23 protein-coding genes and 7 pseudogenes are annotated in these 25045 nt (G+C 59.5%); 20 read left to right on the forward strand and 10 right to left on the reverse strand.

The genetic code is table 11. The features are described from left to right. Positions 1-8: 8 nt before the first annotated feature. The 5 genes from H2O14_RS25985 to secD all read left to right on the forward strand — a co-directional run bounded on the left by H2O14_RS25985 (position 9) and on the right by secD (position 5183). The gene (locus H2O14_RS25985) at positions 9-857 is read left to right on the forward strand and encodes an exonuclease domain-containing protein (RefSeq protein WP_246697850.1); all 849 of its coding nucleotides are present in this window, start codon (positions 9-11) and stop codon (positions 855-857) included. Then, positions 854-1222, forward strand: a complete 369-nt coding sequence (locus H2O14_RS25990; RefSeq protein WP_182830208.1) for a hypothetical protein — start codon at positions 854-856, stop codon at positions 1220-1222. The genes H2O14_RS25985 and H2O14_RS25990 overlap by 4 nt, the downstream gene beginning before the upstream one ends. Next, a complete protein-coding gene (locus H2O14_RS25995; RefSeq protein ID WP_182830209.1) occupies positions 1223-1747 on the forward strand; it encodes a 2'-5' RNA ligase family protein in 525 nt (174 codons plus the stop codon). Positions 1748-2184: 437 nt separating this feature from the next. After that, positions 2185-2586: a hypothetical protein gene (locus H2O14_RS26000; protein WP_182830210.1), complete on the forward strand. Its 402-nt coding sequence runs from the start codon at positions 2185-2187 to the stop codon at positions 2584-2586. A gap of 83 nt (positions 2587-2669) precedes the next feature. Continuing rightward, positions 2670-5183, forward strand: a complete 2514-nt coding sequence (secD, locus tag H2O14_RS26005) for a protein translocase subunit SecD (RefSeq protein ID WP_182830211.1) — start codon at positions 2670-2672, stop codon at positions 5181-5183. A gap of 41 nt (positions 5184-5224) precedes the next feature. Here secD and H2O14_RS26010 read toward each other — a convergent pair whose 3' ends face one another. Beyond that, positions 5225-5485 (reverse strand): DNA-binding transcriptional regulator, encoded by a 261-nt coding sequence (locus tag H2O14_RS26010; RefSeq protein WP_182830212.1) that lies wholly within the window; start codon positions 5483-5485, stop codon positions 5225-5227. Between the two features lie 114 nt (positions 5486-5599). Here H2O14_RS26010 and H2O14_RS29685 point away from each other — a divergent pair, with 114 nt between their 5' ends. The 7 genes and pseudogenes from H2O14_RS29685 to mnhG all read left to right on the forward strand — a co-directional run bounded on the left by H2O14_RS29685 (position 5600) and on the right by mnhG (position 11631). Then, positions 5600-7525: a proton-conducting transporter membrane subunit gene (locus tag H2O14_RS29685; protein WP_409526982.1), complete on the forward strand. Its 1926-nt coding sequence runs from the start codon at positions 5600-5602 to the stop codon at positions 7523-7525. Then, positions 7519-8510, forward strand: a pseudogene (mbhE, locus tag H2O14_RS29690) (hydrogen gas-evolving membrane-bound hydrogenase subunit E). Before H2O14_RS29685 ends, mbhE begins: the two are co-directional and overlap by 7 nt. After that, positions 8510-8841 (forward strand): annotated as a pseudogene (locus H2O14_RS26020) (Na+/H+ antiporter subunit C). The pseudogenes mbhE and H2O14_RS26020 overlap by 1 nt, the downstream one beginning before the upstream one ends. 2 nt (positions 8842-8843) lie before the next feature. Then, positions 8844-10476, forward strand: a pseudogene (locus tag H2O14_RS26025) (monovalent cation/H+ antiporter subunit D). Beyond that, on the forward strand, positions 10473-10949 hold the full coding sequence (locus H2O14_RS26030) for a Na+/H+ antiporter subunit E (protein ID WP_182830213.1): 477 nt from the start codon (positions 10473-10475) through the stop codon (positions 10947-10949). The pseudogene H2O14_RS26025 and the gene H2O14_RS26030 overlap by 4 nt, the downstream one beginning before the upstream one ends. Next, positions 10946-11215 (forward strand): annotated as a pseudogene (locus tag H2O14_RS26035) (K+/H+ antiporter subunit F); the annotation flags it as partial. The gene H2O14_RS26030 and the pseudogene H2O14_RS26035, both read left to right, overlap by 4 nt. A 10-nt stretch (positions 11216-11225) precedes the next feature. Next, positions 11226-11631 (forward strand): annotated as a pseudogene (gene mnhG, locus H2O14_RS26040) (monovalent cation/H(+) antiporter subunit G). Between the two features lie 329 nt (positions 11632-11960). Here the strand turns inward: mnhG and H2O14_RS26045 are convergent. After that, positions 11961-12545: a hypothetical protein gene (locus H2O14_RS26045; protein ID WP_312858748.1), complete on the reverse strand. Its 585-nt coding sequence runs from the start codon at positions 12543-12545 to the stop codon at positions 11961-11963. A 35-nt stretch (positions 12546-12580) separates the two neighbouring features. Here H2O14_RS26045 and H2O14_RS26050 point away from each other — a divergent pair, with 35 nt between their 5' ends. Further along, positions 12581-12838, forward strand: coding sequence for a hypothetical protein (locus tag H2O14_RS26050; protein WP_182830302.1), 258 nt, complete (start codon positions 12581-12583; stop codon positions 12836-12838). Between the two features lie 86 nt (positions 12839-12924). On the opposite strand, the gene H2O14_RS26055 is transcribed toward H2O14_RS26050, so the two are convergent. Further along, complete coding sequence (locus H2O14_RS26055; RefSeq protein WP_182830214.1) at positions 12925-13155, reverse strand: hypothetical protein; 231 nt, start codon at positions 13153-13155, stop codon at positions 12925-12927. A 444-nt stretch (positions 13156-13599) separates the two neighbouring features. On the opposite strand from H2O14_RS26055, the gene H2O14_RS26060 reads away from it, so the two are divergent. The 5 genes from H2O14_RS26060 to H2O14_RS26080 all read left to right on the forward strand — a co-directional run bounded on the left by H2O14_RS26060 (position 13600) and on the right by H2O14_RS26080 (position 16098). After that, positions 13600-14115: a hypothetical protein gene (locus tag H2O14_RS26060; protein WP_182830215.1), complete on the forward strand. Its 516-nt coding sequence runs from the start codon at positions 13600-13602 to the stop codon at positions 14113-14115. A gap of 387 nt (positions 14116-14502) precedes the next feature. Beyond that, positions 14503-14784 carry a hypothetical protein gene (locus H2O14_RS26065; protein ID WP_182830303.1) on the forward strand — a complete coding sequence of 94 codons (282 nt, stop codon included), beginning with the start codon at positions 14503-14505 and terminating at the stop codon, positions 14782-14784. A gap of 8 nt (positions 14785-14792) precedes the next feature. Next, positions 14793-15077, forward strand: coding sequence for a hypothetical protein (locus H2O14_RS26070; protein WP_182830216.1), 285 nt, complete (start codon positions 14793-14795; stop codon positions 15075-15077). Further along, positions 15077-15391, forward strand: coding sequence for a hypothetical protein (locus H2O14_RS26075; RefSeq protein ID WP_182830217.1), 315 nt, complete (start codon positions 15077-15079; stop codon positions 15389-15391). The genes H2O14_RS26070 and H2O14_RS26075 overlap by 1 nt, the downstream gene beginning before the upstream one ends. Continuing rightward, positions 15391-16098: an SOS response-associated peptidase family protein gene (locus H2O14_RS26080; RefSeq protein WP_182830218.1), complete on the forward strand. Its 708-nt coding sequence runs from the start codon at positions 15391-15393 to the stop codon at positions 16096-16098. The genes H2O14_RS26075 and H2O14_RS26080 overlap by 1 nt, the downstream gene beginning before the upstream one ends. Positions 16099-16342: 244 nt before the next feature. Here H2O14_RS26080 and H2O14_RS26085 read toward each other — a convergent pair whose 3' ends face one another. Next, positions 16343-17098 carry an SDR family NAD(P)-dependent oxidoreductase gene (locus tag H2O14_RS26085; RefSeq protein ID WP_182830219.1) on the reverse strand — a complete coding sequence of 252 codons (756 nt, stop codon included), beginning with the start codon at positions 17096-17098 and terminating at the stop codon, positions 16343-16345. A gap of 199 nt (positions 17099-17297) precedes the next feature. Beyond that, positions 17298-18206 (reverse strand): LysR family transcriptional regulator, encoded by a 909-nt coding sequence (locus H2O14_RS26090; protein WP_182830220.1) that lies wholly within the window; start codon positions 18204-18206, stop codon positions 17298-17300. 586 nt (positions 18207-18792) lie between these two features. Between H2O14_RS26090 and ligD (H2O14_RS26095) the strand changes: the two are divergent. Together ligD (H2O14_RS26095) and H2O14_RS26100 are read left to right on the forward strand one after the other, a co-directional pair. Further along, a pseudogene (gene ligD / locus H2O14_RS26095) lies at positions 18793-21449 on the forward strand (DNA ligase D). Then, the gene (locus H2O14_RS26100; RefSeq protein ID WP_182830221.1) at positions 21446-21865 is read left to right on the forward strand and encodes a DUF4112 domain-containing protein; all 420 of its coding nucleotides are present in this window, start codon (positions 21446-21448) and stop codon (positions 21863-21865) included. Before ligD (H2O14_RS26095) ends, H2O14_RS26100 begins: the two are co-directional and overlap by 4 nt. A gap of 33 nt (positions 21866-21898) precedes the next feature. On the opposite strand, the gene H2O14_RS26105 is transcribed toward H2O14_RS26100, so the two are convergent. The 5 genes and pseudogenes from H2O14_RS26105 to H2O14_RS26125 all read right to left on the reverse strand — a co-directional run bounded on the left by H2O14_RS26105 (position 21899) and on the right by H2O14_RS26125 (position 25042). Further along, complete coding sequence (locus H2O14_RS26105) at positions 21899-22168, reverse strand: hypothetical protein (RefSeq protein ID WP_182830222.1); 270 nt, start codon at positions 22166-22168, stop codon at positions 21899-21901. A gap of 10 nt (positions 22169-22178) precedes the next feature. Beyond that, on the reverse strand, positions 22179-22478 hold the full coding sequence (locus tag H2O14_RS26110) for a DUF982 domain-containing protein (protein WP_182830223.1): 300 nt from the start codon (positions 22476-22478) through the stop codon (positions 22179-22181). 77 nt (positions 22479-22555) lie between these two features. Next, positions 22556-23029 (reverse strand): Hsp20 family protein, encoded by a 474-nt coding sequence (locus H2O14_RS26115; RefSeq protein WP_182830224.1) that lies wholly within the window; start codon positions 23027-23029, stop codon positions 22556-22558. 170 nt (positions 23030-23199) lie between these two features. Then, positions 23200-24231 (reverse strand): non-homologous end-joining DNA ligase, encoded by a 1032-nt coding sequence (gene ligD / locus H2O14_RS26120; RefSeq protein WP_182830225.1) that lies wholly within the window; start codon positions 24229-24231, stop codon positions 23200-23202. Beyond that, positions 24228-25042: pseudogene (locus H2O14_RS26125) on the reverse strand (Ku protein). Before H2O14_RS26125 ends, ligD (H2O14_RS26120) begins: the two are co-directional and overlap by 4 nt. Positions 25043-25045: the final 3 nt, after the last annotated feature.

A 25045-nucleotide genomic window follows, 5' to 3' on the forward strand; every position in this document is an offset into this window, starting at 1 on the left:
GCGTGACCTTGTCTTCGTTGACCAATGCGCGCATTGTTGACGACGGGGAACTTCCACAGCTCGGTCTTGATTTGTGGTTATTGGAACAACGGAAAGAACCACCAACAGTGCCGAAACCCCGCGTCCGCGTCGTTGATCTCGAAACCGCCGGAAATGGCGCAAACGACGTCTGCGAGATCGGCTGGCAGGATGTGGTTTTCAATGAAGATGGTCAATGGATCTTGACCGAGGAACGGGGCGCGCACTTCGTTAATCCGGGGCGGCCAATCTCCGCTGAGACGATGGCAATCCACCACATTCTCGACGAGCAGGTCGCTGACGCGCCCTTTTGGAAAGACGTCGCGCCAGCCATCCTGAGCCCCGATGGCGGCGTTACGGCGCTGGCGGCTCACCGTGCCGCATTCGAGCAGCGCTATTGCACACCGCGCCTCAGCGGAGGCGCCCCGTGGATCTGCACCTGGAAATGCGCGCTGCGTGTCTGGCCAGACCTCACGCGATTTTCCAACCAGATGCTGCGTTATCAGCGCAGGCCCGAAGGTCTTGTCCATGAACTGGGGCTGCCTGCCCATCGCGCCATGCCGGATGCCTATGTTACGGCGCATCACCTGCGCGACCTGTTGAACACCGCTTCGATCGAGCAGCTCTTGCAGTGGAGTACCGAACCCGGCCTACTCCCGCGCGTTCCGTCAGGACCGGATCGCGGCAAAAGTTGGGATCGGCTCGGAACGGATGCGCTGCAGGACTATCTTCGCGACCGCGATGCAGACATTCGCTTCAGCGCCCAGAGCGAATTGGCAAGACGTGGTGAGAATGGAGAGGCGGACGCCGACAAGCCAGCACAGGGGTCATTCCTGTGAAGACAGGCGCATCGCCTCCACACTATCCAGACACGCTCGATGGTCGGTATTTCGTGGTGCGCGGACGGCTCTGGCGTAAAAGCAATCCGGCTCTTGACGAAGAAGCGAGAGAAGGATTGGTTAGGGAGCTGATGTCGGCAAGGCGCGCGGTGCGGGAAGCAAAGAACCATCCGTCCGAAATGCGACTGGCACGGCAGAGGGTGAACGACGCGAAGGTCGCGCTGGGTGAGCGTGGGCCTGTCTGGTGGGACGATGGCGCGCCGGACCTCAACAGGCATCTGGTGAAGAACACTCTCTATGCTGACTGGTTTGAGGAGCTCACGGAATGCAAACTCAACCCGTCATCCGCAAAGTGGGAGGCCTGATTGAAGACGCGCCATCCGCTCATTCTGACCGCTCGGCTTAAGGACGAGGACCTTGAGCCTTTTGATCGACTACGGCGGGCACACTTTCCGCCCGATCGAAACTTCCTGCGCGCGCACCTGACGATGTTTCACCGGCTACCCGGTGAATATGAGGCGCAGATTGTCGATCGCCTCAACCGCGTAATCGAAGCCGCGCAGCCGGTCATTGCCGAAGTCGGTGGCGTCAGACATCTCGGCGCCGGCGTCGCCTTCGCGATTGAAAGCCCGGAACTCGAAAGCGTTCGCGCAAGGTTAAAAAGCCAATTCCTATCCTGGCTCGGCCCACAGTACATGCAGCCCTGGCGGCCGCACATCACGATCCAGAACAAGGTGGAAAGACCGAAGGCAGACGCACTCCATCGCGATCTGAGTACAAGCTTCAAGCCGTGGCATATCGAGATCGTTCGCCTAGACCTCTGGGCATATCTTGGCGGCCCGTGGGAGCACAAGGCGCTTGTGCCATGCGTCCCCAAGGCTGAATTGTGAACGGCTTTCACCGGATCTGTTAGCGATACAACCCCATGTTGATCGAAGAGCGTCAGTTTCTGGCCATACAAGCTCTTATAAGGAGTCGCACGGCCGACCGTAATTCAGTGGATTTTATTGGCAGCACCTTCCTGATCCGGGCGACAGTTTACAGGCCGGGGTGGCAGATTTGGGGCCGGAAGCAGACTGTCAGATATTTCCACCAGAAAGGGCTGGAACGGAAGTTCACTGGTATGGCCGCGAAGGCCCTGTAACTTCAATCATACTTGTCTCGCATTTCAGATCTGCGTCTGCAGCGACCATGCCTCTTCATCGCCTACTTTGTCGCAGCGACTTGGTGACGAGCCTTCTGCGACAGGCGGAGTCTTGTCCTCTGTTTTCGATACGGGTGGAAAAAGCGGTTGATCTGTGTCACATGCCTCTGTGGAAGGAATAGTATGACCGATCGCGACCAAAGGCATGAAGCGACGCTCCTGAAGCGCGCGCCGCTTGCCCCCGTCATTGCAAGTCTGTTTGCGCTTCTGCTGCTGGTGTTCGGCGGTGATGTTTTCGGTCGTCTGCACACTGCGCCCTTCGGCTCCGCCTCGTTGTCGCGCGCCGACCACGGAAAAGTGGCCGCCGGCGTCAGCGAGACCAGGCATCTCAGCCCCGTCGACCATTCTTCACGGCTGAAGTTGCGACCAGGCGTCGATGGCGACGGCTGCCTTGCGCCTGATATCAAGACCTTGTGGATGTGCCGCAATGGTAAACTGGTTTGGCGGCCCCTTGCAGACCGTATGGTTTTCCAGCTCGCGCTTGCCTACCGGTCGCGCGCACCCCCGACACTCCAGCACGCCTGACCGTTTCGCCGCCATCAAACCGATGGCTCGACCCGTTGCGCCACGGCTCCGACAGCCGCGGTCGCAACATGCTGGATTGTCTTATGAAAAATTCCCTGTCCAAGGTGATGAGCTATGTGCTCGTCATCCTGGTCGGTCTCGTCATCGCTCTGCCGAATGTGCTGTCCGACCAAACCCTGTCCCGTTTTCCGTCCTGGATGCCGCATCAGCGCGTGTCACTGGGCCTCGACCTCCGCGGCGGTTCACATCTCGTGCTTGAGGTGGATCGACCTGCCCTGGTGAACGAATGGCTGCAGAGCCTGACCCAGGAGGTCCGCTCCACCCTGATCGAAGCGCGCATCCAAACGCGCAGCGTCCGTCGCAATGGCGACGCTGTCGCCGTCACGCTCACTGATCCGGCGCAGCTTTCCGCCGCGACCAAGGCGCTCGCCGTTCTCGACAATCAGACCGTGGCGATGAGCGGAGCGGCGGCCCGCGAGCTCAATGTAACGACGACCGGCCCCAATGCGCTCAGCATAGCGCCAACCGATCAAGGCATTGCCGCCCGCATGACGCAAGCGGTCGAACAAAGCCTGGAGGTCATTCGCCAGCGCGTCGATCAGGTGGGTGTGGCGGAACCCACCATCCAGCGCGTCGGCGCCGATCGGGTTCTCGTCCAGCTTCCCGGCGAACAGGATCCGTCGCGGTTACGCGCTCTTCTCGGCACGACGGCGAAGATGAGCTTCCATCTCCTGGGCGAGGCCGGAGCCGCCGGCGTTAAGACCTTCAAGGATGACGAAGGACAGACTTATCCGGTGCAGACGACGGCTCTACTGGCTGGCGACAGGCTGACCGACGCCCGTGTGCAGTTCGACCCACAGGGCGGCCAGCCCGTGGTGTCTTTCCGCTTCGACAGTGTCGGGGCGGATCGTTTCGCCCGGATCACGCGAGACAATGTCGGCCGTCCCTTCGCAATCGTGCTGGATGATAAAGTCTTGAGCGCGCCGGTGATCCGCGAGCCGATCACCGGCGGCGCCGGCCAGATCTCCGGTCAATTCTCCGTGGAGCAGGCGAACACGCTTGCGGCCTTGCTGAGGGCGGGCGCGCTGCCGGCAAAACTCACGGTGATTGAGGAGCGCACCGTGGGCGCGGATCTCGGCAGCGATGCCATCGACATGGGCGTCATGTCGGGGCTTGTCGGCTTCGGTCTTGTCGTCGCCTTCATCATCGCCCTTTACGGCGCCTGGGGCCTGCTGGCAGTCGTCGCGTTGACGCTCAACGTCGTCTTGACTTTCGCCGGCTTGACCCTGCTCGGCGCAACCCTGACCTTGCCCGGCATTGCCGGCATCGTGCTGGGCATCGGTCTCGCGGTCGACGCAAATGTGCTGATCAACGAGCGCATACGCGAGGAAGTCGGCAAGGGGCGACGGGCTTTCGCCGCCATCGATCATGGCTTCTCAAAAGCCTATTCGACCATCATCGACAGCAATGTGACGGCGCTGATCGCCACTATTCTCCTGTTCTGGTTCGGCTCCGGCCCCGTGCGCGGCTTTGCCGTCACCATGGGTCTCGGCATCGCCATTTCCATGTTCACGGCGGTGTCGGTGGTGCGCGTCGCGATGATCGCGATCACGGATCGATTCAAGCTGAAGACCATCACGATCAGGCCGCTCCTGCCGTTCAGGCTGATCAAGGACGGCGTCAGGATCGACTTCATGAAGGCCCGGCTCTTCGGCATCGGCGTTTCTGCATTTCTCTCAATCTCGTCGGTCATCCTGTTCTTCACGCCCGGCCTGAATTACGGCGTCGATTTCAAGGGCGGGATTCAGCTGGAACTGTCGACGAGCGGACAGGCCGATCTCGCGGGCCTCCGCTCCAGCATCGAAGGTTTGAAGCTCGGAGAGGTTGCGCTGCAGGAATTTGGCGACAGCAATCATGTCATGTTGCGCCTCGAACGCCAGCCGGGCGGGGAAGAAGCTCAGACCGAGGCTGTCTCGAAAGTTCGCGACACGATCCGGACAATCGATCCCTCGGCGAAGATCGAGCGGACCGAAGTCGTCGGGCCGAAGGTCAGCGGGGAACTCGCCAAGGCGGGGCTCACCTCGGTGATCCTCGCCTCGCTGGCGATGCTCGTCTATATCTGGGTGCGCTTCGACTGGCCCTTCGCGGTCGGGGCGATCGCGACGCTGATCCTCGACGTCACGAAGACGATCGGGTTCTTCGCCTTGACGGGGCTCGACTTTAACCTGACTGCAATCGCAGCCCTGCTCACGCTTGTCGGCTACTCCGTCAACGACAAAGTCGTTGTCTATGACCGCATGCGCGAGAACATGCGTCTCTACAAGGCGATGCCGTTCCGCGACCTGATCAACCTGTCGATCAACGAGACGCTGGCGCGGAGCCTCTACACCTCCGCCACCGCCTTCCTGGCGATGCTCCCCATGGCGATCTGGGGCGGCAGCGCCGTCGAGAGCTTTGCCGTTCCCATGGTGTTCGGAATCTTCATCGCCGCGTCGTCATCCATCTTCATCGCGGCGCCGATCCTCCTATTCCTGGGAGACTGGCGCACTCGTCGGAGAAAGAGAATGGAGGTCGTCGCGCAGAAGCAGCCGGCTTGACGAGGCGCTCGAGGCGGGGCCCATTGATGGCTCAGCCTCGGCTACTCCTCGGCCAGACTGCAGCAATACAGTCCAGGGAAGCCGTTTTCATGCGTGAAGCGAAGGCCGGCCTTCTCGAAGGCCAGCCTCAGTTGCGCTTCGGTGGAGCGATGCACACCATGCCGCTGCCCCTCGTAATCCTTGATGGTGCTGCGAGAGACGAGCGATTGAGCCGCCAGATCGTCTTGCGTCCATCCCAGATAGCCTCGCGCCGCGCGGCAGAGCGCCGGCGTAAAAACAGTGACGTGTGAGGGTTGAACCATGGTCAATATTGCCCATATAGAATGATATTGCCTATTTAGGATGACTTGAGATGTTTTTCCAGTCTGCGGTTTTCGCAGGCGCTATGTGTCGGAGGATATGGATTTGGGATAACGGTGGACGGTTCGACCCTGTTGTTGTCGCTGCTGGTCTTGCCTTTTGTCGGCAGCATTGCCTCGGCATTCATCCTCAACACGACGTCCCGTGATCTGCCGGTCTTTGTGGCAGGGGCGGTGACGCTGATGACCCTGGTCATCACAGCCTCCACCTATCCCCTTATTGTCGAGCATGGCGTGCTCCGGTTCAGCGCGGAGTGGTTGCCGCAGTTCGGGCTCGATTTTGCGGTCAGGCTTGATGGTTTTGCATGGATATTTTCCATGCTGGTCACGTCAATCGGCTTTCTCGTCATCCTCTATGCCCGCTATTACATGGGCAAGGATGACCCCATACCGCGCTTCTTCTCGTTCCTTCTGGCCTTCATGGGGGCCATGCTCGGCATCATCCTTTCGGGCAACATCATCCTGCTGTCGATCTTCTGGGAATTGACCAGCATCTTTTCCTTTTGCTCATCAGCTATTGGCATAAGAGCGCCGCCGCGGGACGGCGCGCGCATGGCGTTGACGATCACCGGGATAGGCGGCTTCTGTCTGCTCGTCGGCATGTTGCTTCTCGGAAAGATCGTCGGCAGCTATGATCTCGACAAGGTGCTTGTTTCGGGCGAGGCTGTGCGAGCGCATCCGCTCTATCTGCCGACGCTGATCCTGATCCTGCTGGGAGCGCTGACGAAGAGCGCCCAGTTTCCCTTCCACTTCTGGCTGCCGAATGCGATGGCGGCGCCGACGCCGGTATCGGCCTTCCTGCATTCCGCGACCATGGTGAAGGCCGGGGTCTTCCTGCTCGTCCGCTTCTGGCCGGTTCTCTCGGGCACCTATGAATGGTTCATGCTCGTCGGTCTCGCAGGCATTTCCACGCTGCTGCTCGGCGCCTTCCTGGCCATGTTCCAGCGTGATTTGAAAGGGCTTCTCGCCTATTCGACCATCAGCCATCTTGGCCTCATCACCACGCTTCTCAGCCTCGGAAGTCCGCTGTCCACCGTGGCCGCGATCTTCCACATGCTCAACCACGCCACCTTCAAAGCCTCGCTGTTCATGGCAGCCGGGATCATCGATCACGAGACCGGCACGCGCGACATGCAGCGGCTGAGTGGGCTCTATCGCTTCCTGCCGGCGACTGCGACGCTGGCGATGGTCGCGAGCGCCGCCATGGCCGGCGTTCCCCTGCTCAACGGCTTCCTGTCCAAGGAGATGTTCTTTGCCGAAGCCGTCGAAACCCATGCGGATTCCTATCTCGATGTGTTCCTGCCCTATGTGGCGACGCTCGCCGGCGTCTTCAGCGTCGTCTATTCACTGCGCTTCATCCACACCGTGTTCTTCGGGCCGCCGCCGGTCGGACTGCCCAAGGAAAACCCGCATGAGCCGCCGCGCTGGATGCGCCTGCCAATCGAAATCCTGGTGGTCGTCTGCCTGGTCGTCGGCATCGTTCCCGCCATGTCCATCGGACCCTTCCTGCAGACGGCGGTCGAGAGCGTCCTCGGCGACCGGACCCCGGAATACAGCCTCAGCATTTGGCATGGCTTCAACATACCGCTGTTGATGAGCGTCATCGCGTTGATTGGCGGCTTCTTGCTCTATATCGCGATGCGGACGTACCTCGCCCGTTCCGAGGATGGGCCGCCCTATCTGCGCAGGCTCCGCGGTCAGCGCCTGTTCGAGCGCGTTCTTGTCACCGTATCCTGGCGATGGGCGCGTCTTGCCGAGAGCAGGCTCGGAACCCGCAGTCTCCAGCCGCAACTCCGATGGATTGTCGTGACCGGCTTCGTTGCCGCGACGCTTCCGCTTTATCTCTCCGGCTTTGAGCGCAGGCCCATTGTTTTTCGGAGGTCGATCCCACTTTCGGCTTACTATGGGCGATCGGTATGGGACTGGCGATCGGCGCGGCCGTCTCAGCCAAATATCATCGCCTGGCGGCGCTCATCATGCTAGGCGGCGTTGGGCTAGTCGTCTGCATGACCTTCGTATGGCTCTCTGCGCCCGATCTTGCGATTACCCAGCTGCTGGTCGAAATCGTCACCACCGTGCTTATTCTTCTCGGCCTGCGCTGGCTTCCAAAACGGAGCCTCGACATGACGGTGGTGACGACGCTGCAGAGCCGCTTCCGGCGCTTCCGCGATTTGACTCTTGCGATCCTCTGCGGCGTCGGCATGGCGGTGGTGGCCTTTACAGTCATGACCATGCCGGTTCCGGACGCCATCGCCAATTACTTCCTGGAAAACGCCTATGCACAAGGCGGCGGCCGCAACGTCGTCAACGTGATCCTCGTCGACTTTCGCGCCTTTGACACGCTCGGCGAGATCGCAGTGCTCGGCATTGTCGGCCTGACTGTCTATGGCCTTCTGCGCCGTTTCCGGCCCGCGGAGGACAGCATGGAACTGCCGGAGCAGCAGCAGACACAAAACCAGTTCGACGCCGAACAACCGGAGCGTTCGCCTGGAGACATAATGCGGGACTATTTGCTGGTGCCGTCGGTGCTGATGCAATGGCTTTTCCCCGTCATCATCACCTTTGCAGTCTACCTCTTCATGCGCGGCCACGACATGCCCGGCGGGGGTTCTCGGCCGGTCTGACGATGTCGATCGCCTTTCTTCTCCAGTATCTCGCGGGCGGGACGCGCTGGGCGGAAGATCGCATCCGCATCCTGCCCTTGCGCTGGATGGGGATCGGGATCCTGACGGCGGCCGTGACAGGCATGGGCGCCTGGCTGCTGGGCTATCCGTTCCTCACCTCGCATTTCAGCTATCTGGACATCCCGCTGATCGGCAAGGTTCCGGCCGCCACGGCGCTCCTCTTCGATCTCGGCGTGTTTTCGCTCGTTGTCGGGTCGACCGTCCTGATCCTCGTGGCGCTCGCCCACCAGTCTATCCGCATCAACCGCCTCCGGGCGCTCGAAGCCAGAGGGGAGAAACGCTGATGGAAATGGTACTTGCCCTCGCCATCGGTCTGATGACCACCTGCGGGGTGTGGCTGATCCTGCGCCCGCGCACCTATCAGGTAATCGTCGGCCTTTCGCTGCTGTCCTACGCCGTCAACCTTTTCATCTTCGGCGTCGGCGGTGTGAAGAGCAACATGCCGCCGATCCTGGAGGAAGGGTCGTGGCGACGACGCTCACCGATCCGGTGCCACAAGCTCTCGTCCTCACCGCCATCGTCATCGGCTTCGCCACCACCGCGCTTTTCCTCGTCGTGCTGCTGGCCGCCCGCGGTCTGACCGGCAATGATCATGTCGACGGGAGGAACGAGTAACCGTGACTGCCTGGAGCCAACATCTGATCATCACGCCGATCCTGTTGCCGATGATCACGGCGGCGCTTCTGCTGTTCATCGACGAGCGCAACAGGACCACGAAGGCGCTGGTCAGCCTCGCCGCAATCGTCCTGTTGCTGGCGAACGCCGCTATCCTGTTCATGGTGGAAAGCGGACCGAACAGCTTCGACAACGTCTACCTGCTGGGTAATTGGGCCTCTCCATTCGGCATCGTCCTGGTCATCGATGGCCTGTCGGCGATGATGCTGTTGCTGACATCCATCCTAGCGCTTGCGGCGCTGATCTTCTCTCTTGCGAAATGGCACGCCATCGGCGCGCATTTTCACAGCCTGTTCCAGCTTCTGCTGGCAGGGTCAACGGCGCACTCCTGACAGGCGACCTGTTCAACCTTTTCGTCTTTTTCGAAGTCATGTTGGCGGCGTCCTACGGATTGTTGCTGCACGGAACGGAACGCTGCGCGTCAAGGCGGGCCTGCATTACATCGCCGTCAATCTCGTCGCGGCGCTGTTCTTCCTCATCGGGGTGAGCCTTGTCTACGGCACGGCAGGAACGTTGAACATGGCCGACCTGGCTATGCGCATGCCGGAGATGGAGCCCGACCGGCTGATCCTGATGGAAGCCGGCGCGGCGGTTCTGGGCGTCGCCTTCCTCATCAAGGTCGGCATGTGGCCGCTCTGCTTCTGGCTTCCGACCGCCTATAGCGCCGCCTCCGCGCCGGTCGCAGGCATGTTCGCAATCCTCAGCAAGGTCGGCATCTACGTCATTCTGCGTCTGACCATGCTGCTGTTCAGGGAGGGGCCGTCGGCGGGCTTCGGCGGCGAAGTGCTGCTGTTCGGCGGCATGGCGACGCTGGTCTTCGGCACGATCGGCGTCCTGGCGTCCCAGGCGCTCGGCCGGCTTGCCGGTTATTCGGTGCTCGTCTCCTCCGGCACGCTTCTGATGGTGCTCGGCATCAATGACGGCGTCGTCTCCTCCGGGGCGCTGCTCTATCTCGTCAGCTCGACCCTGACGATCAGCGCCTTCTTCATGCTGATCGAACTGGTCGAACGAGGACAGGACGCCGGCGCCAATGTTCTCGCCGTCACCATGGAGGCTTATGGCGACGGAGAAGAGGCCGATGTCGAGAATGGCGACGGGGCCACAATGCCAGGCGCGAAGGCGATCCTGGGCATCTGCTTTGCCGCGTGTGGCATCCTGCTGGCCGGCCTCCCGCCGCTCTCGGGCTTCATCTCCAAATTCGCCATGCTGTCCGCGATGATGGGCGTCGGGTCCATGGGCGCGACGCCGGACCCCGCCGTCTGGGCGCTGATCGTGCTGGTCATCCTGTCCGGGCTTGCGGCCCTGATCTCAATGACCCGCGTGGGCATCCGGACGTTCTGGGGCTCGATCGAGGGCGCCGTGCCCCGCGTGCTCGTGGTGGAACTGTTTCCGGTGATGCTGCTGCTCTCGCTGACGCTCGTCCTGACCATCCAGGCAGGCCCTGCGATGACCTATTTGGACAACACCATCCGGTCGCTGTCCACGCCGTCCGCCTATGTCGATGCGGTGCGTGACGCGTCGGCGGTAAAGGCGCCGATCCCGGCTTTCGAAAGCGAGGGAGGCGACGCGCCATGATGCCCTATCCTCTCCTGAGCCTGTCGCTCCTTCTGATGTGGTTGCTGCTCAACGACCTTACGCTTGGCCATCTGATCCTCGGCGCTGTGGTCGGCATCTTTGCCGGCTGGGCCATGGCGTCGCTCCGGCCGGAGAAGCCGAGGATCAAGAAATGGCATCTGCTGCCCAAGCTCTTCTGGCGGGTGTTCACGGACATCATCCGCTCCAACATCGCGGTTGCGCTTCTCATCCTGCGCGGCAAGCGCCGGACGCGGACTGCCGGCTTCATCTCTCTCCCGCTTCAGATCGAGCATCCGACGGCGCTCGCCCTCTTGGCGGTGATCTTGACGAGCACGCCGGGCTCTGCCTGGCTCGCCTATGACAGCCGTCGCAGGACCGTGCTGATCCATGTGCTGGACCTGACCGATGAGGACGCCTGGGTGAAGAACACCAAGGACCGCTACGAAAACCTGCTGCTGGAGATCATAGAATGAACGCCACCATTCTCTTCACCGCCATCTCGATCGCCAAAGTGCTGTTGGCCATTGCTCTGATGATCGCGGCGCTGCGCATCGTCATTGGTCCGCGCGCCCAAGACCGGATCATCGCGCTCGATGCGTCCTATGTCATAGCCATGCTGTTGCTCGTCACCTTCGGGATCGGCAGCGGGCGCACGGTCTATTTCGAAGCGGCCTTGGTAATTGGCCTTCTCGGCTTCGTGTCAACGGTCGCGCTGGCCAAATTTCTAATGCGGGGGAAGTCATCGAATGATCACGCCTGTCGCCGATCTGCCGATCTGGGTTGCCATCATCGTCTCCGCGCTGCTCCTTATCGGCTCCGGCCTGACGCTGCTCGGCGCAATCGGCCTCTTGCGGCTGCCGACATTTTACGAACGAATCCATGCGCCCACGCTCGGAACAAGTTGGGGCGTTGGCGCGATCATGCTGGCGTCGATCGTCTACTTCTCTGTCGTCGGCTCCCGCGCCGTCCTGCACGAAAATCCTCATCGGCACTTTCATCACCGTGACCACACCTATTACACTGATCCTGCTTGCCAGAGCAGCGCTTCATCGCGATCGCACAGAGGGCAATCCATCGGTTCCAACGGAGGAGAGTGTGCCAACGTCCTCGTTCGAGCCCGTTGTTGCAAGTCAGACCAGTCGCATGGATAACTGAGCTGCTGGCGAAAATCGAAGTTTCGGTTGTCATCCTGTTAGCCTCGTGCGATGCGACCAAACTATCGGCCAATTCAAATGCGTGCCCAATGCAACGAACGCATGGATGGCCGCTTTTGAGTACTTCGTTGAAGTGGGTCGACGTCCGACATGGAGGCGCAAAGCGGTCATTGTCCTTTGTAGGTCGCATCAAGAGAATTGTCTGGCCGGCGTCTTCGCCTTGATGGGGTTTGAACCCGCGACCCGCAGATCTCCCAATCGCTCATCTCGCTGAATATCCATGATAATGTCCTTTATCATGGATAGAATCCGTGGTTCCAAATCACTAGATCACAGTTCGGGGCATTGGGCAGTCGGGACCTGCTGTTCAAGCTGACCAGGAAAATTCCTTGTCCGGCCTTCCTCCAGATTACGGAGCATATTGTCGACCGCTATTTCGTAGAATTCTGCGATGTGAAAATTGGCCTTGTCTTCAAGCGCGATCTGATGATCCGAAATGATAGCTATGATGCAATTCACTAGCGCAATAACGGCTTGACCATCTAGCGGGTAGTCTCGATTGATCGCAGTCGGATCATTGAAGTACTGCTTATCTAGATGAGCGAAAAACTTGTCGCGTCGCGCCAGAATAGTTTGAATGGTGACTCGGTGAGCTTCGAGGTCGGCGCGCTGCTTTTGAATGACATCAGCGGGCATAGAACCCGACTTCCATGTGATATTTGGGCAGTTTTTTTCGCAAAAGTCGAGAAAAGCAAATATGCTCCGCTCGCTCCTATTACCATTGGGTTCAAGCAGTTTCGCCGTTGCTAAATGAAGATCGACTTCTACCGCCTGAGATAGTGGATAAAGAAGCGGTTCAATCCGCAGAAATCTTTCACCACGTTTGTGCTCCTGCACCAGGAGCGATGAATAGATAGCAAGCTTAGCAACGAGGCCCGGGGCTCATTTCCGTGAATAAGCGCGGCATAACTCCGAAGCCGGTTTTCATAGTTGCTTTGGATCTGCTCTTTCAACGATATCTCTCCCGCTCCCATATCCTTATCGGATCAGCTGAACGCAATCGGGCCGTCCCAATCGCCGCGATTGAATATGGCCTGCCCTACGAAATCCATAAGCGCGTGGCCCGCAGATATGAACTGGGCGGTTCTTTCATAAGTGAAAGCGGCGGGCATCAAGGCCTTGTTGCCGTGCGCGATATTGTTTCGTAACTGCGCAAAGCTTCTCGTAAATAGCCTCTCCCATGAGTCGATGACCACGTCGTCACTGTCCCATTTTATCCTGCCATGGTCAGACTTTACGAGAAACTGGGGTGCTGTTTCCTTGAACACATCCGGATGGGAGGATGATCGAAATCGAATTGTGCGAACGGGTAATGGTGCTCGACAAGCTGGGCGAGCCGTGTCCAGTTTACGCCCGAAATGGCTTGTTTCGGTCCACTCACGTGAGCGAGATTGATATCCGTATTGACCAGGAAAAACTCGAACTTCGCTGCACGAAGCATGTAATGAGAGATTTCTTCTTCCATCGGTTCGCTTTCTTAGTGTTAATAACAGGATAGCAAAGCTGTTGCGTATGTTCCATTATGATCGAAATGACTGGAAACCTTACAGCTATGTGCGAGACTGTCTCGGCCGCGCGGCCGCAGTTTCCGAATATAGGTTCAGGCAATGGTTTTCACGTCTTTCAAGGCCAGGGCAAAGCTTTCTGTGCCGATCAATGGTTTCCTGCAGTCGATTAGGGATGTTCCCACCGCGATACGCCGCTTTTGCACACCGGCATACTTTCACCACGAGAATTCGGACTTCGATCTCAGCGTGCTAGGTACCGCCTTTCTGTTCCGATACCGAGGGAAAAATCTCGGGATTTGCACGGCTCATCAAGTCGACGGGAACGTTAAGCACGAGGATTTCACTGTTATTATTGAAGGGGGCAAAAAGGGATCTCGCCCAATAGTATCAGCAGGGTGCTCATGCCGAATGCCGACCACGCTAATCTCCAAGATTTGCTTATTGTCGAATACGAGGACATCCGAAATGGACGTGATGTCCGCGGCATGTTTCTGAGCATGGACCTTGGAGTAAATCTTCATTCCGTGCCTCATGACGAGGTTTTAGCGGTGTTCGCCATAGGGTATCCCACATTCGCAAGGGAGGCGGACATAACGTACGATGAGGACGGCATAATAAAGAGCTGGTCACCATTATCGAGGTGGGTGAAACTATACCTTAAAGTGGACCGGCCTGCTCTCCTCGACACTGAAAATCGTATTCCAATGATCCAAGATGATCGGGCTGACCAGCAGACGATCGACCCCGACGGAATGAGCGGATCACCGGTATTCTTTATCGGAAAGACTCCGGAGCATGACGCTTACTTCGGATTTGCAGGGATGATCACATCTGCTCGAGATCGACGTTACATGGTTTATGACGGAAATATATTGAAATCTATTATCGATGGCTACATTGATGACGAGGTCTGTTGATGTTGTTGCGACAACCGTGAGGATGAAAGGCTTCCTCCTGCCAATTGGCCGAGTATTCTGTTCCGCTATTTGTGCGCAGTTGCCTAGCGCACTGCAACTCTCTGTCCTCGCTGAAAGTGCTATCAGGAGGTTCCCGGTAAACGACCGTTTTCCCTACACTAAAATATTCGGTCCACACGCACCCTATCCAAGGCGGCCAAGGTCAGGAAACTATGTGTGGAAATCAAATGTCCGGAAATCGGTAAGGCTTTTAACCGTTCTTCTCGCCTTGATAAGGACGTGAACCTTCGTTCTCGTCCCAGAATTATCTAACTCTCTGAATTCATGAGGTAGCAGAGACGTACGACTTATCGCCAACGCGTGCAAAACAAGCGGCGTCGTGCCTAGATGGCATTTAAAGCAGATATCAGTTGGATTTGCAGTCAAAACTGGCTTCGGAGTTGGCTAAAACCAGGACGCCCTATACTTTCTCTCCTTCCGCCACAAGCTACGTCGATCACGCGATTTGCTCGATCTAGCGTCATCGACTTCTACCAGGGCGACTACCGCAAGGCGATTGAGGAACTGCTGCTCGACGCCGACTTCCTGCGCGATCAGCTCTACACCGCCTCCTGCCTCATCAGCCACGGCATGGGCCGTGGATGGAGGCCTCGCTATGAGCGTGTGTGAGGAGCGTCATGCGGCACGCGCGCTCCATTGTGCTCATCCCCGAAAGTTCTGATGACGGTCGCATTGAGAACGGCGAGGGCGCGCCTCAGGCAGACTTCCAGTCCTTGCGTCAGTGGCAGCGACTGGGCGGTCTCTGTTGCCGCTGCGCTCATGAGGGCTGGCTTGATCGATACGATCTGGAACGCCGCTATGGCGCGGTGCAACTGATCCGTCTTCAGCCGTTGCTCCGCTGCACCCGATGCCAGAGCAAGGGCGGCAACCGCTTCATCATCGGCGCGATGGCGAGGGACTGATGCGGCGCATTCGCATCGGCGCACCCCGATATGGCCTCTCAGACGCCAACACAGACGGCATGCTGGTCAAGATCAAGTGTCATGCCTGCTCGATCACTCATTGTTATCGGCCTGCCGACCTCATCACCATCTGCGGCGATGTCCAGCTTGATGAGATCGCCGGCTTCTTCCGCTGCGAATCCTGTGGTCGCAAGGCGTTCCTGTCCGCCGACTGGCTGACGGCGCAAGGCGGAGACTTCAAGGGCATTCGCCTTCGGCGTCTCGTCGGTGTAAGACTGGTGCGCGTGTACGACTGGGAGGATGGAACGCTCTGATGTGCAATCTCTATCGCTTCAATCCGAAGGACTGGCCGAACCGTTGGTTGCAGGACGCCGAGAACCTGGTGAACCTCATGCCTTCCTATGAAGTCTATCCGGACCAGACGGCGCCGGTCCTGCGGAATACGGCTGACGGCAAGCGACAGTTCGCGAATGTCCGCTGGGGACTGCCGAGTTCTTCCCAGGCGCTCTACCAGGCGGCAGCCAAACGCGCCGACAAGCTTCGGGCGAAGGGCAAGGATGTCGACTTCGACGCTCTACTGAAGATGGAGCCGGACGGCGGCACGACGAATGTGCGAAACACGGCGAGCAAGCACTGGACCCGCTGGCTTGGCATCGAACACAGGTGCCTGGTCCCCGTCACCAGCTTCGCCGAGCCGGACCCCGCCAACAAGCCAGAAGGCGGACGCACGCCGAACGCCTGGTTTGCCCTCAACGAGGACTGCCCCGTCTTCTGGTTTGCAGGCATTTGGGTGCCGCAGTGGGAGAGCGTGAGGAAGGTCAAGGAGGGGCTAATCAAGGCCGACCTCTACGGCTTCCTGACGACCGAGCCCAATGGCGTTGTCCGCCCGGTGCATGAGAAGGCGATGCCGGTGATGCTCACGACAGATGAGGAAGTCGAGGTTTGGCTGACTGCGCCCTGGGCGGGGGCGAAAGCGTTGCAGCGGCCGCTGCTGGATACGCAGATGGGGCGGTTGAGTTAGCCAATCTGCCGAATAGTATGCAGCGGCATTTGCAAGCGATTGGTTCGAAGATGCTATGGGCTAATGTGCGTTATGTGGCCCCGAAGCCGGCCATTAAGAGGAAACGCCAGAAGGCCGCTGGCATATGCTCCTGTTTACGAAGATCTGCAATGTGCCTCGCCAGCACATTGAGCAATAACTTGCGTCGTGTGGAAAGCTGACGACGGAAATGAGAGGGGGCGGCTTACCGCTCCCTCCTTTCAAATCAGACCTGCGCTTGGCCTCCATCTGCGAACAACTCGGCGCCATTGACGAAGCTTGCATCGTCGGACGCGAGGAACAGGCTGGCCTTGGCGATCTCTTCGGGATTGCCAACGCGGCCAAGTGGTATGCGGCTCGCGAGGAAGTCGAGCAATGCTTGTTGCTGCGCCTTGTCGTCGCCGGCCAGTTCCACGAGACCCGGCGTATGGGTTGCACCGGGTGAAACGACGTTGACGCGGATGCCGGTTCCTTTCAGATCGAGCGCCCAAGAACGGGCGAGGTTGCGAACCGCGGCTTTGGATGCGGAGTAGACGGAGAATGCAGCAGTGCCTTCCGTTCCGGCAGTCGAGCCGGTGAGCACGATGGATGCGCCCTTGCCCATCAAGGGCAGGGCTTTCTGGACTGTAAAGATGACCGACTTGACGTTTCGGCCAAAGGTGTCGTCAATCTGCTCTTCCGTAATCTGGCCCAGCGGGAGCATGCTGCCACCGCCGGCATTGACCACCAGAGCATCCAGCCGACCCTGCTCGGCCTTGATCTGACCAAAGAGGCGGTCAAGGTCGGTGTTGCTGCTGGAATCCGCCTTGATGCCCACGGCCCCATGGCCGATTTCGGCGATCGCTTGACCCAGGGCGTCCTTGCGCCGTCCGGTGATGTAGAGGCGCGCGCCTTCTGTTGCAAAGAGCTTGGCGGTTGCAAGGCCGATGCCGCTGGTGGCGCCCGTGACGAGGGCAATCTTGTCCTGAAGTCGGTTGGTCATCTCGATCTCCTATGTCTGGCCGCGCGAAAGGGCGCAGCCCGAGCGCGTGCGGCCTGTTGAACGGCTGGTTTGTTCGGGAAGAGGCGTGGCGCTTAGCCAGTCGTCGCCGTCCGATGATCAGAAGATAGGCGCCGGGACTTGCCGCCGGAAGACGGTCTTTCTGGAGAGACTATTCAGCCGGATGGATAATGGCGTCTAATTATCGATGCATGTCGAATGGCTTGAAGATCTCGGCCGCCCAGTCTGCGAAAGCGCGCAGCCTCGCGTTCGGGAAGCGTTCCGCGGGGTAAACGAGGTGGAGAAGACGGTGTGCGGGCTTCCACTCCGGAAGCAGTTCCACGAGAGAGCCGTCTTCCAGATATGGCCTCACGAGAAAGCCGAAGGTCTGGCCGATGCCGAGACCGGCGAGGATGCAGTTCAGGTGCGCCATACTTTCATTGACCGAAATGCCCGGGGTGACCGGCATATATTCATGCCGCTCGTCGCCCTTCTGGAAGACCAGGGCGAAGCGCTTTCCCGATGATGCCGAGAAATAGCTTGTAATGCGATGCTCCGCGAGGTCGTCCGGATGTCTCGGCAGCCGCCTTCCGGCCAGATAGGTCGGCGCAGCACTCGCGACGAAATCGAATTCGCAGAGCTTGCGGGCTTTCAGCATCGAGTCCGCCAGCGGACCTCCGCGGATGACGCAGTCTATGCCTTCGCCGATAAGATCGGCAGAGCGATCGTTGACGCCGAACATCAGGTCGATCTCCGGGTAGAGTTCCTGGAACTCTGGGAGCCGCGGGATGAGGATTTTGTTGGCCATGACAGAACCGATATCCACACGCAACCGCCCCTTCGGCGAAGCGCGGGTTCCGGCAATATGCCCATCCATGTCCTCCAGATCGACGAGAAGACGAAGGGCTCGCTCTCGATACGCAGCACCTTCCGCGGTAATGGTGACAGATCTTGTCGTGCGCTCGACAAGCTTGGCGCCGAGATGCGTTTCCAGGTCCTGCACCAGCTTGCTGACAGTGGACCGCGGCAGGTTAAGCGAGTCTGCGGCCTTCGCAAAAGAGCCGGCCTCTGAGACGCGCACAAATGTGCGTATAGCAAGGAGTTGGTCCAAAGGTTGTCTTTGTATCTGAAGGTTGTGGGTGGACGGATTATAACAAGCATGCCTTTACAACCTTCGACCATGCAGACATATTCCAAGCATAAAACGAAAAAGCCTGCCGCGGATGAGGTGCGGCAGGCTGTCGAAAACAACCGAACAGCAACTGGGAGGAGGAGTGCTGCTGTTCCCGCAATCGCCTTTGGGAGGAGGAGAGGAGGTCTGCATATCGGACCCACGCGGGAGGAGGTGCATCGCTTCGATAGCCACATCTTACGGGTTCTCGTCGCCTATTACATAGACTTTGCTGCAGTGCAGATGCCCAAAGCGCATATCAATTCCCGACGGCCAGGTCGGTCATTCCGAGGTTATGGCGCTCCTGCCAGCTGTCCAACTCCATGGAACAAAACGATTATCTGGTGTCTTTTGTTTGTTGAGGTAGCGTGTGCTAACAGGACGTGACAGGGATGACGAAGGAAATGAAGTTTCCAGTGTCTCTCATCGGGCCAGTTAAACACGGATTTGATCGTATCACGTGTCCAGCCCGCGCCTCATCCCGTCTTCATCCGAGGCGGGGAGTGGAGTTGTATTGGGGACTGCCATGGCCAGCGACAAGCTCTCGACCTACAAGCAGAAGCGCGATTTTCAAAAGACGCAGGAGCCGAGCGGCGCAGCGAAGCTGAAGGTATCGAACCGAAGGCGCTTCGTCATCCAGAAGCACGACGCCACTCGGCTGCATTATGATTTGCGGCTCGAACTCGATGGTGTCTTCAAGTCCTGGGCGGTGACGAAGGGGCCTTCGCTCGATCCACACGACAAGCGCCTTGCCGTCGAGGTTGAGGATCATCCGCTCGACTATGGCGACTTCGAAGGGACGATACCCAAGGGACAGTATGGCGGCGGAACTGTGATGCTCTGGGATCGCGGCTACTGGGAGCCGGAAGGCAACAAGACGCCCGAGCAGGCGCTGGCCAAGGGCGACTTCAAGTTCACCCTGGAAGGCGAGCGGCTGCATGGCAGCTTTGTCCTCGTGCGGATGCGCAACGATCGTGAAGGCGGCAACCGGACCAATTGGTTGCTGATCAAGCATCATGACGATTTCTCGGTCGAGGAAAACGGTGCTGCGGTCCTCGAGGAGAACGCAACCTCGGTCGCCTCCGGCCGAACCATGGAAGCGATTGCCGCCGGCAAAGGCAGGAAGCCGAAGCCGTTCATGGTGCAGAGCGGCGACGTTCAAGCGGATGCGGTCTGGGACAGCAACCACGGGCTTGCTGCGGATGAACGCAAAGCCGAAACTAAAAGGAAATCCGCCACGGTCAAAGCTGCCAAGCCAGCGAAGTCCGCAATCCCCGACTTCATCGCGCCCCAACTGTGCGAGACGCTGGAGCGGCCGCCGTCGGCCCCCGGGTGGATTCACGAGATCAAGTTCGACGGCTACCGCATCCAGGCGCGCATCGAAAACGGCGAGGTGACGCTGAAGACCCGCAAGGGCCTGGACTGGACAGCAAAGTATCCGGCGATCGCAACATCAGTCGCGAACCTGCCGGATGCCATGATCGACGGCGAGATCTGCGCCCTCGACGAAAACGGGGTGCCGGACTTCGCAGCACTACAGGCGGCGCTGTCGGAAGGAAAGACCGACGCCCTGGTCTACTTTGCCTTCGACCTGCTGTTCGAGGGTGCCGAGGATCTGCGACAACTGCCGCTAACCGAGCGCAAGAAACGGCTGCAGAAATTGCTCGAGGATGCCGGCGAGGATCCGGGCCTGCGCTTCGTCGAGCATTTCGAGACTGGGGGAGATGCCGTCCTGAAGTCTGCTTGCAAGCTCTCGCTGGAAGGCATCGTCTCAAAGCAGGCCCAAGCGCCCTATCAATCGGGCCGCACCGAGACCTGGGCGAAGTCCAAATGCCGCGCCGGCCATGAGGTCGTCATCGGTGCCTATGCCACGACCAACGGCAAGTTCCGCTCGTTGCTGGTCGGCGTCAACCGCGGCAGCCATTTCGTCTATGTCGGCCGTGTCGGCACGGGTTACGGCGCTGGCAAGGTCAGTGTGCTGCTTCCCAAGCTGCGCGCGCTGGAAACGGCTAAGTCCCCGTTTACCGGTATTGGGGCGCCGAAAAAGGACCCCAATGTCGTCTGGGTGAAGCCGGAACTGGTCGCGGAGATTGAGTTCGCAGGCTGGACAGCGGATGGCCTCGTCCGTCAGGCGGCCTTCAAGGGCTTGCGCGAAGACAAGCCTGCAGCCGAAGTCGAGGCCGAAAAGCCGGCATCGCCGGCGAAGACAGAGACCCCGACGCCGGCCGTGACAAAGCCCCCAGACCGTCGCGCGGCAAGAATGCGAAGGCCGAGGTGATGGGCGTGATGATTTCCAGTCCGGACAAACCCCTGTGGCCGGATGCCAATGACGGAGAGCCGGTCACCAAGGAGGATCTCGCCCGCTATCATGAAGCTGTCGGCCCATGGCTGATTGACCATATCAAGGGTCGGCCATGCTCGATCATCCGAACGCCGGACGGCATTGGCGGGGAGCAGTTCTTCCAACGCCATGCTATGCCTGGAACGTCGAACCTGCTCGAACTGGTCAAAGTGTTCGGCGACAAGAAACCCTATCTGCAGATCGACAGGGTCGAGGGCCTCGCCGCCATCGCCCAGATCGGCGGCGTTGAGCTGCATCCCTGGAGTTGCGAACCGGGCCAACCGGAGGTTCCCGGTCGTCTCGTCTTCGACCTTGATCCGGGTCCGGACGTTCCCTTCTCCACCGTGGTCGAAGCCGCCCGCGAGATGCGTGACCGGCTCGAAGAACTCGGCCTCGTCAGTTTCTGCAAGACCACAGGCGGCAAGGGCCTACACGTCGTCACGCCGCTCGCGGTAGCGAAAGGCAAAAAGCTAACCTGGCCGGAGGCGAAAGGGTTCGCCCACGATGTCTGCCAACAGATGGCCCGCGAGAACCCCGACCTCTATCTGATCAAGATGGCCAAGAACCAGCGCAATGGCCGGATATTCCTCGACTACCTGCGCAACGATCGCATGGCGACGGCGGTCGCGCCCCTATCTCCACGCGCCCGGCCGGGAGCGACGGTATCGATGCCCCTCACCTGGAGCCAGGTGAAGACCGATCTCGAACCGAAACGCTTCACCATCCGCACCGTGCCCGCGCTTCTGGCAAAAACCAGCGCCTGGCAGGACTACTGCGACGGGCAAAGGTCTCTGGAGCAGGCGATTAAGCGTTTAGGTAAGATGATGAAAGCGGCGGCATGACATACGAGCGAGCACATACCCACTACACGGATTTCGGGGACATTGATCGGATCGTCCGCCTTCGCCGCATACGGGGGTTGGCGCGCCTCATGGACACGGCGCTGCGCATTCCCGGAACACGATTTTCGTTCGGCGCTGACTCGGTGATGGGACTGATCCCAGGTGTCGGTGACTTGGCCGGCGCTGCCATCAGTCTCTACATCGTCAACGAGGCGCGACGCCTTGGCGTGCCGAATGACAAGCTTCTTAAGATGCTCATCAATATCGGTTTCGATGCGGCGGCCGGCAGTGTCCCATTGGTCGGGGACCTGTTCGACGTCTACTTCAAATCCAACCGCCGTAACCTCGCCCTTGTCCTGGAACATTTCAATCTCGACCATTCCGATCTCGATCGCAAACGACCGATATCGGAATGAATCGGCCCGCTCGGCCGGCACGCTCACTCACTCTCAATAACATCGATCGAGTTCTTCAAGGGCAGCCTGAACTTCATCAATGGAAACCGGCTCCGGTGTTCCAGGCATATGGCGGAACGCCGGCTTCGAGTCGATCGCATAGAAGTCCGAAGCCGATGCCCCCAGGATGGTCCGTTTGTCGTCCGCGGACAGAGCGGTCGCTTTCACCACGTCGACCGGCCGCTCAATCTCCATGCCCCGAAGCAGGATCGTCGGACCAGTCGCAGCGGCACAACTTGCGGCCTGCTGCAACATCTCGTGCATGTCGGCCTCTTTAGCGAACGTGCGGATCTTTGTCGTGCCTACAACGGGAAGCGACGATCACGTCTGTTTCCGGCGCAAGCAGATCGTGTTTCGCAGCAAAGGCAGCGAACAGGCCGCGCGCGGTCTCGGCTTCGATCTCTCCGCGAAGGGCCGCCTGACATGCCTTCAGGGCGATGGAATGCGCCGTGTCCCCAGACGAGGCGGGCCAATCGGCAAGGTGCCGGTAGGCGTCCATGACGGTGTGGACCTTCGTCGGAAAACCGAGGCCGACAAGGATGGTCACAGGTTCTCTGAACATATCGGGTTTCATCGCTCTCTCCTTCCCAACCCGGAATGTTGACGGGCGCCACCGCCGTGGCGCCCTGATCTATTGAACAGGCCTGGAAATCAGGCGGCTTTCTGCGCTTCGATCTGCGCCAGGGCGACCTTTTGCGAGAGAGCGTTGGTCTGGATGTCGATCTTGCGCGGTTTCAAAGCCTCGGGGATCTCGCGCACGAGATCGATCGACAGAAGACCATTCTGCAGATCGGCGCCGTTTACCTGGACATGGTCGGCGAGCTCGAAGCGGTGCTCGAATGGCCGGCCGGCGATGCCGCGATGCAGGTAGCCGTCATTGGCGGCCTCCTGCTTCTTGCCGCTGACGGTCAGAAGGTTGGACTGGAAGGTCACGTCGAGATCTTCCTGAGCAAAGCCGGCCACCGCAATCGAAATGCGGTAGCTGTCGTCACCAGTCTTGACGATGTCATAAGGCGGCCAGTCGCTAATCGAACGGGCGCGCTGGGCGTTTTCCAGAAGATTGAAAACCCGGTCGAAGCCGACGGTCGAGCGGAACAGGGGTGCGTAGTCGTAAGATGTTGCCATAGCCATATCCTCCTTGAAGCAACATGGGTACGGAAGCGCCGAAAGCGGCGCTCCCAGCAAGTCCAGCCCTGTCTTCAGCAGCTGGCGACAACCGATTTGGTTTTTGAGAATTTTCGTTTCAAGAGAGTCAGCAGAAAAAATTGAAGGCGGTAAGGGCCGCCAGGATCAGCTCAATCGAGCTCGTAGACTGCAGCATTGTCCTGGATCTCACGCAGCCCTTTGTAGGATGCGTGTCGCAGATTGCCGTCGTCGGTCCAGCCGCGGAATTCGATCTCGGCGATCAGGGTCGGCTGCGCGAAGACGTAATTCTTGCCCTTGAGCGGCACGACCGGCGTCCTCGTCTTCAGCGTGTCGAGCGTCTTCTTCAGGTAGGCTGCATCCTTTTCCTTGAAGCCTGTGCCGACTTCGCCGACATAGATCCAGTCGTGGCCACGCCGGGCGGCAAGCAGCAGGCTGCCGATCCCGCCTCGGGCGGTGGCGGACTGTTCGTAGCCGACGATCATGAAACTCTCGCTCTGAATGCATTTAATCTTCAGCCAGTCGCCAGTCCGGCCGGATCGATAGGGACGGTCCCGGTGCTTGGCGATAATGCCTTCCAGTCCAAGCGAGCGGGCGTTCTCCAGGAGCTCGGCCCCGTCACCCTGCACCTCCTCGGAAAGCTGTATCGCGCCAACGGCGCCGTCGAGCAGGTCGGTGAGGAGATGGCGGCGGACCGACAGTTCGGTCTTCGTCAGATCGTGCCCGTCGAAATAGAGTAGATCGAAGGCGTAAAGAATGGATTCCGTGGAGGCACGCTCGCCGCCGCGTCCGCCGAGCGAGCGCTGCAAGGCTCCAAAGTCGGATCGTCCCTCGCTGTTCAGCACCACAGCTTCGCCATCCAGAATCGCGGTTCCAACCCCAAGCTCTTTGGCAGCTGCTGCGATCGCCGGAAACCGATGCGTCCAGTCATGGCCGCCGCGCGTGATGATGCGGACGCCCTTTGGCTCGATGTGGATCGCCAGACGGTATCCGTCCCATTTGACCTCATAGGCCCAATCAGGACCGGTCGGTGGAGCTGACTTCAGCAAGGCAAGGCATGGCTCGACCCGGTCTGGCATTGGATCGAAGGGAAGATTCGGCTGCGCCGGGTCGCGCTTCCGGCGCGGCTGCGATTTGGCGGAAAGACTGTCGTCCTGTAGAAGGGGCTTCGCCGGTCTCTTCATTTGCCGGCCCGGGTCTCGGCCGCGACCGACTTCTTCAACGCATCCATGATATTGATGACGTTGTTCGGGGCGGGTGCCGAGGCCGGGGCTTTCGCCTTGGCCTTCGACGGCTTTTTCAGTGCCTTCTTCTTGGCGGCAATGAGGTCGAGCAACCGATCCTGCACCGGATCTATCACCATCTTCGGGTTCCAGTGCTGCGTCTGCTGCTTGATCAGTTGCTGTACCAGGGGCATCATCTCGCTGTCCGCCGTCTCGCCGTCATCGATCCCGGCAAAATAGGTATCCTCGTCACGGACTTCATCCCCATAACGTAATGTCCAGAGGACGATACCCTTGCCACGTGGCTCCAGCATGACGGCGCGTTCCCGGCGGGAGATTACCAGCCGAGAGATGCCGACCATGTCCTGCGCTTCCATCGCATCGCGGATGACGGAGAAGGCCTCCTGCCCGACGGGATCGTTTGGCGACAGGTAATAGGGGTGTCGAGCCAGATCCATTCCACGCTGTCGCGCGGCGTGAAGGTCGAGATGTCGATCGTCTTCGTGCTATCGAGCGCGACATTCTCCAGCTCTTCGTCTTCCAGCATGACGTAGTCGTTCTCGCCACGCTGGTAGCCCTTGACCTCGTCCTCGTCCTTGACCTCTTTGCCGGTGACGCTGTCGACATAGTGGCTGACCACACGGTTCTGGGTTTCGCGGTTGAGGGTGTGAAAGCGAACCTTCTCGCTCTCGGAGGTCGCCGGCATCATCTGCACCGGGCAGGTGACCAGCGACAGTTTGAGATAGCCTTTCCAATAGGGACGAACTGCCATGGT

The sequence above is a fragment of the Rhizobium sp. G21 genome (assembly GCF_014158035.1).
Lineage (GTDB): Bacteria > Pseudomonadota > Alphaproteobacteria > Rhizobiales > Rhizobiaceae > Rhizobium_E.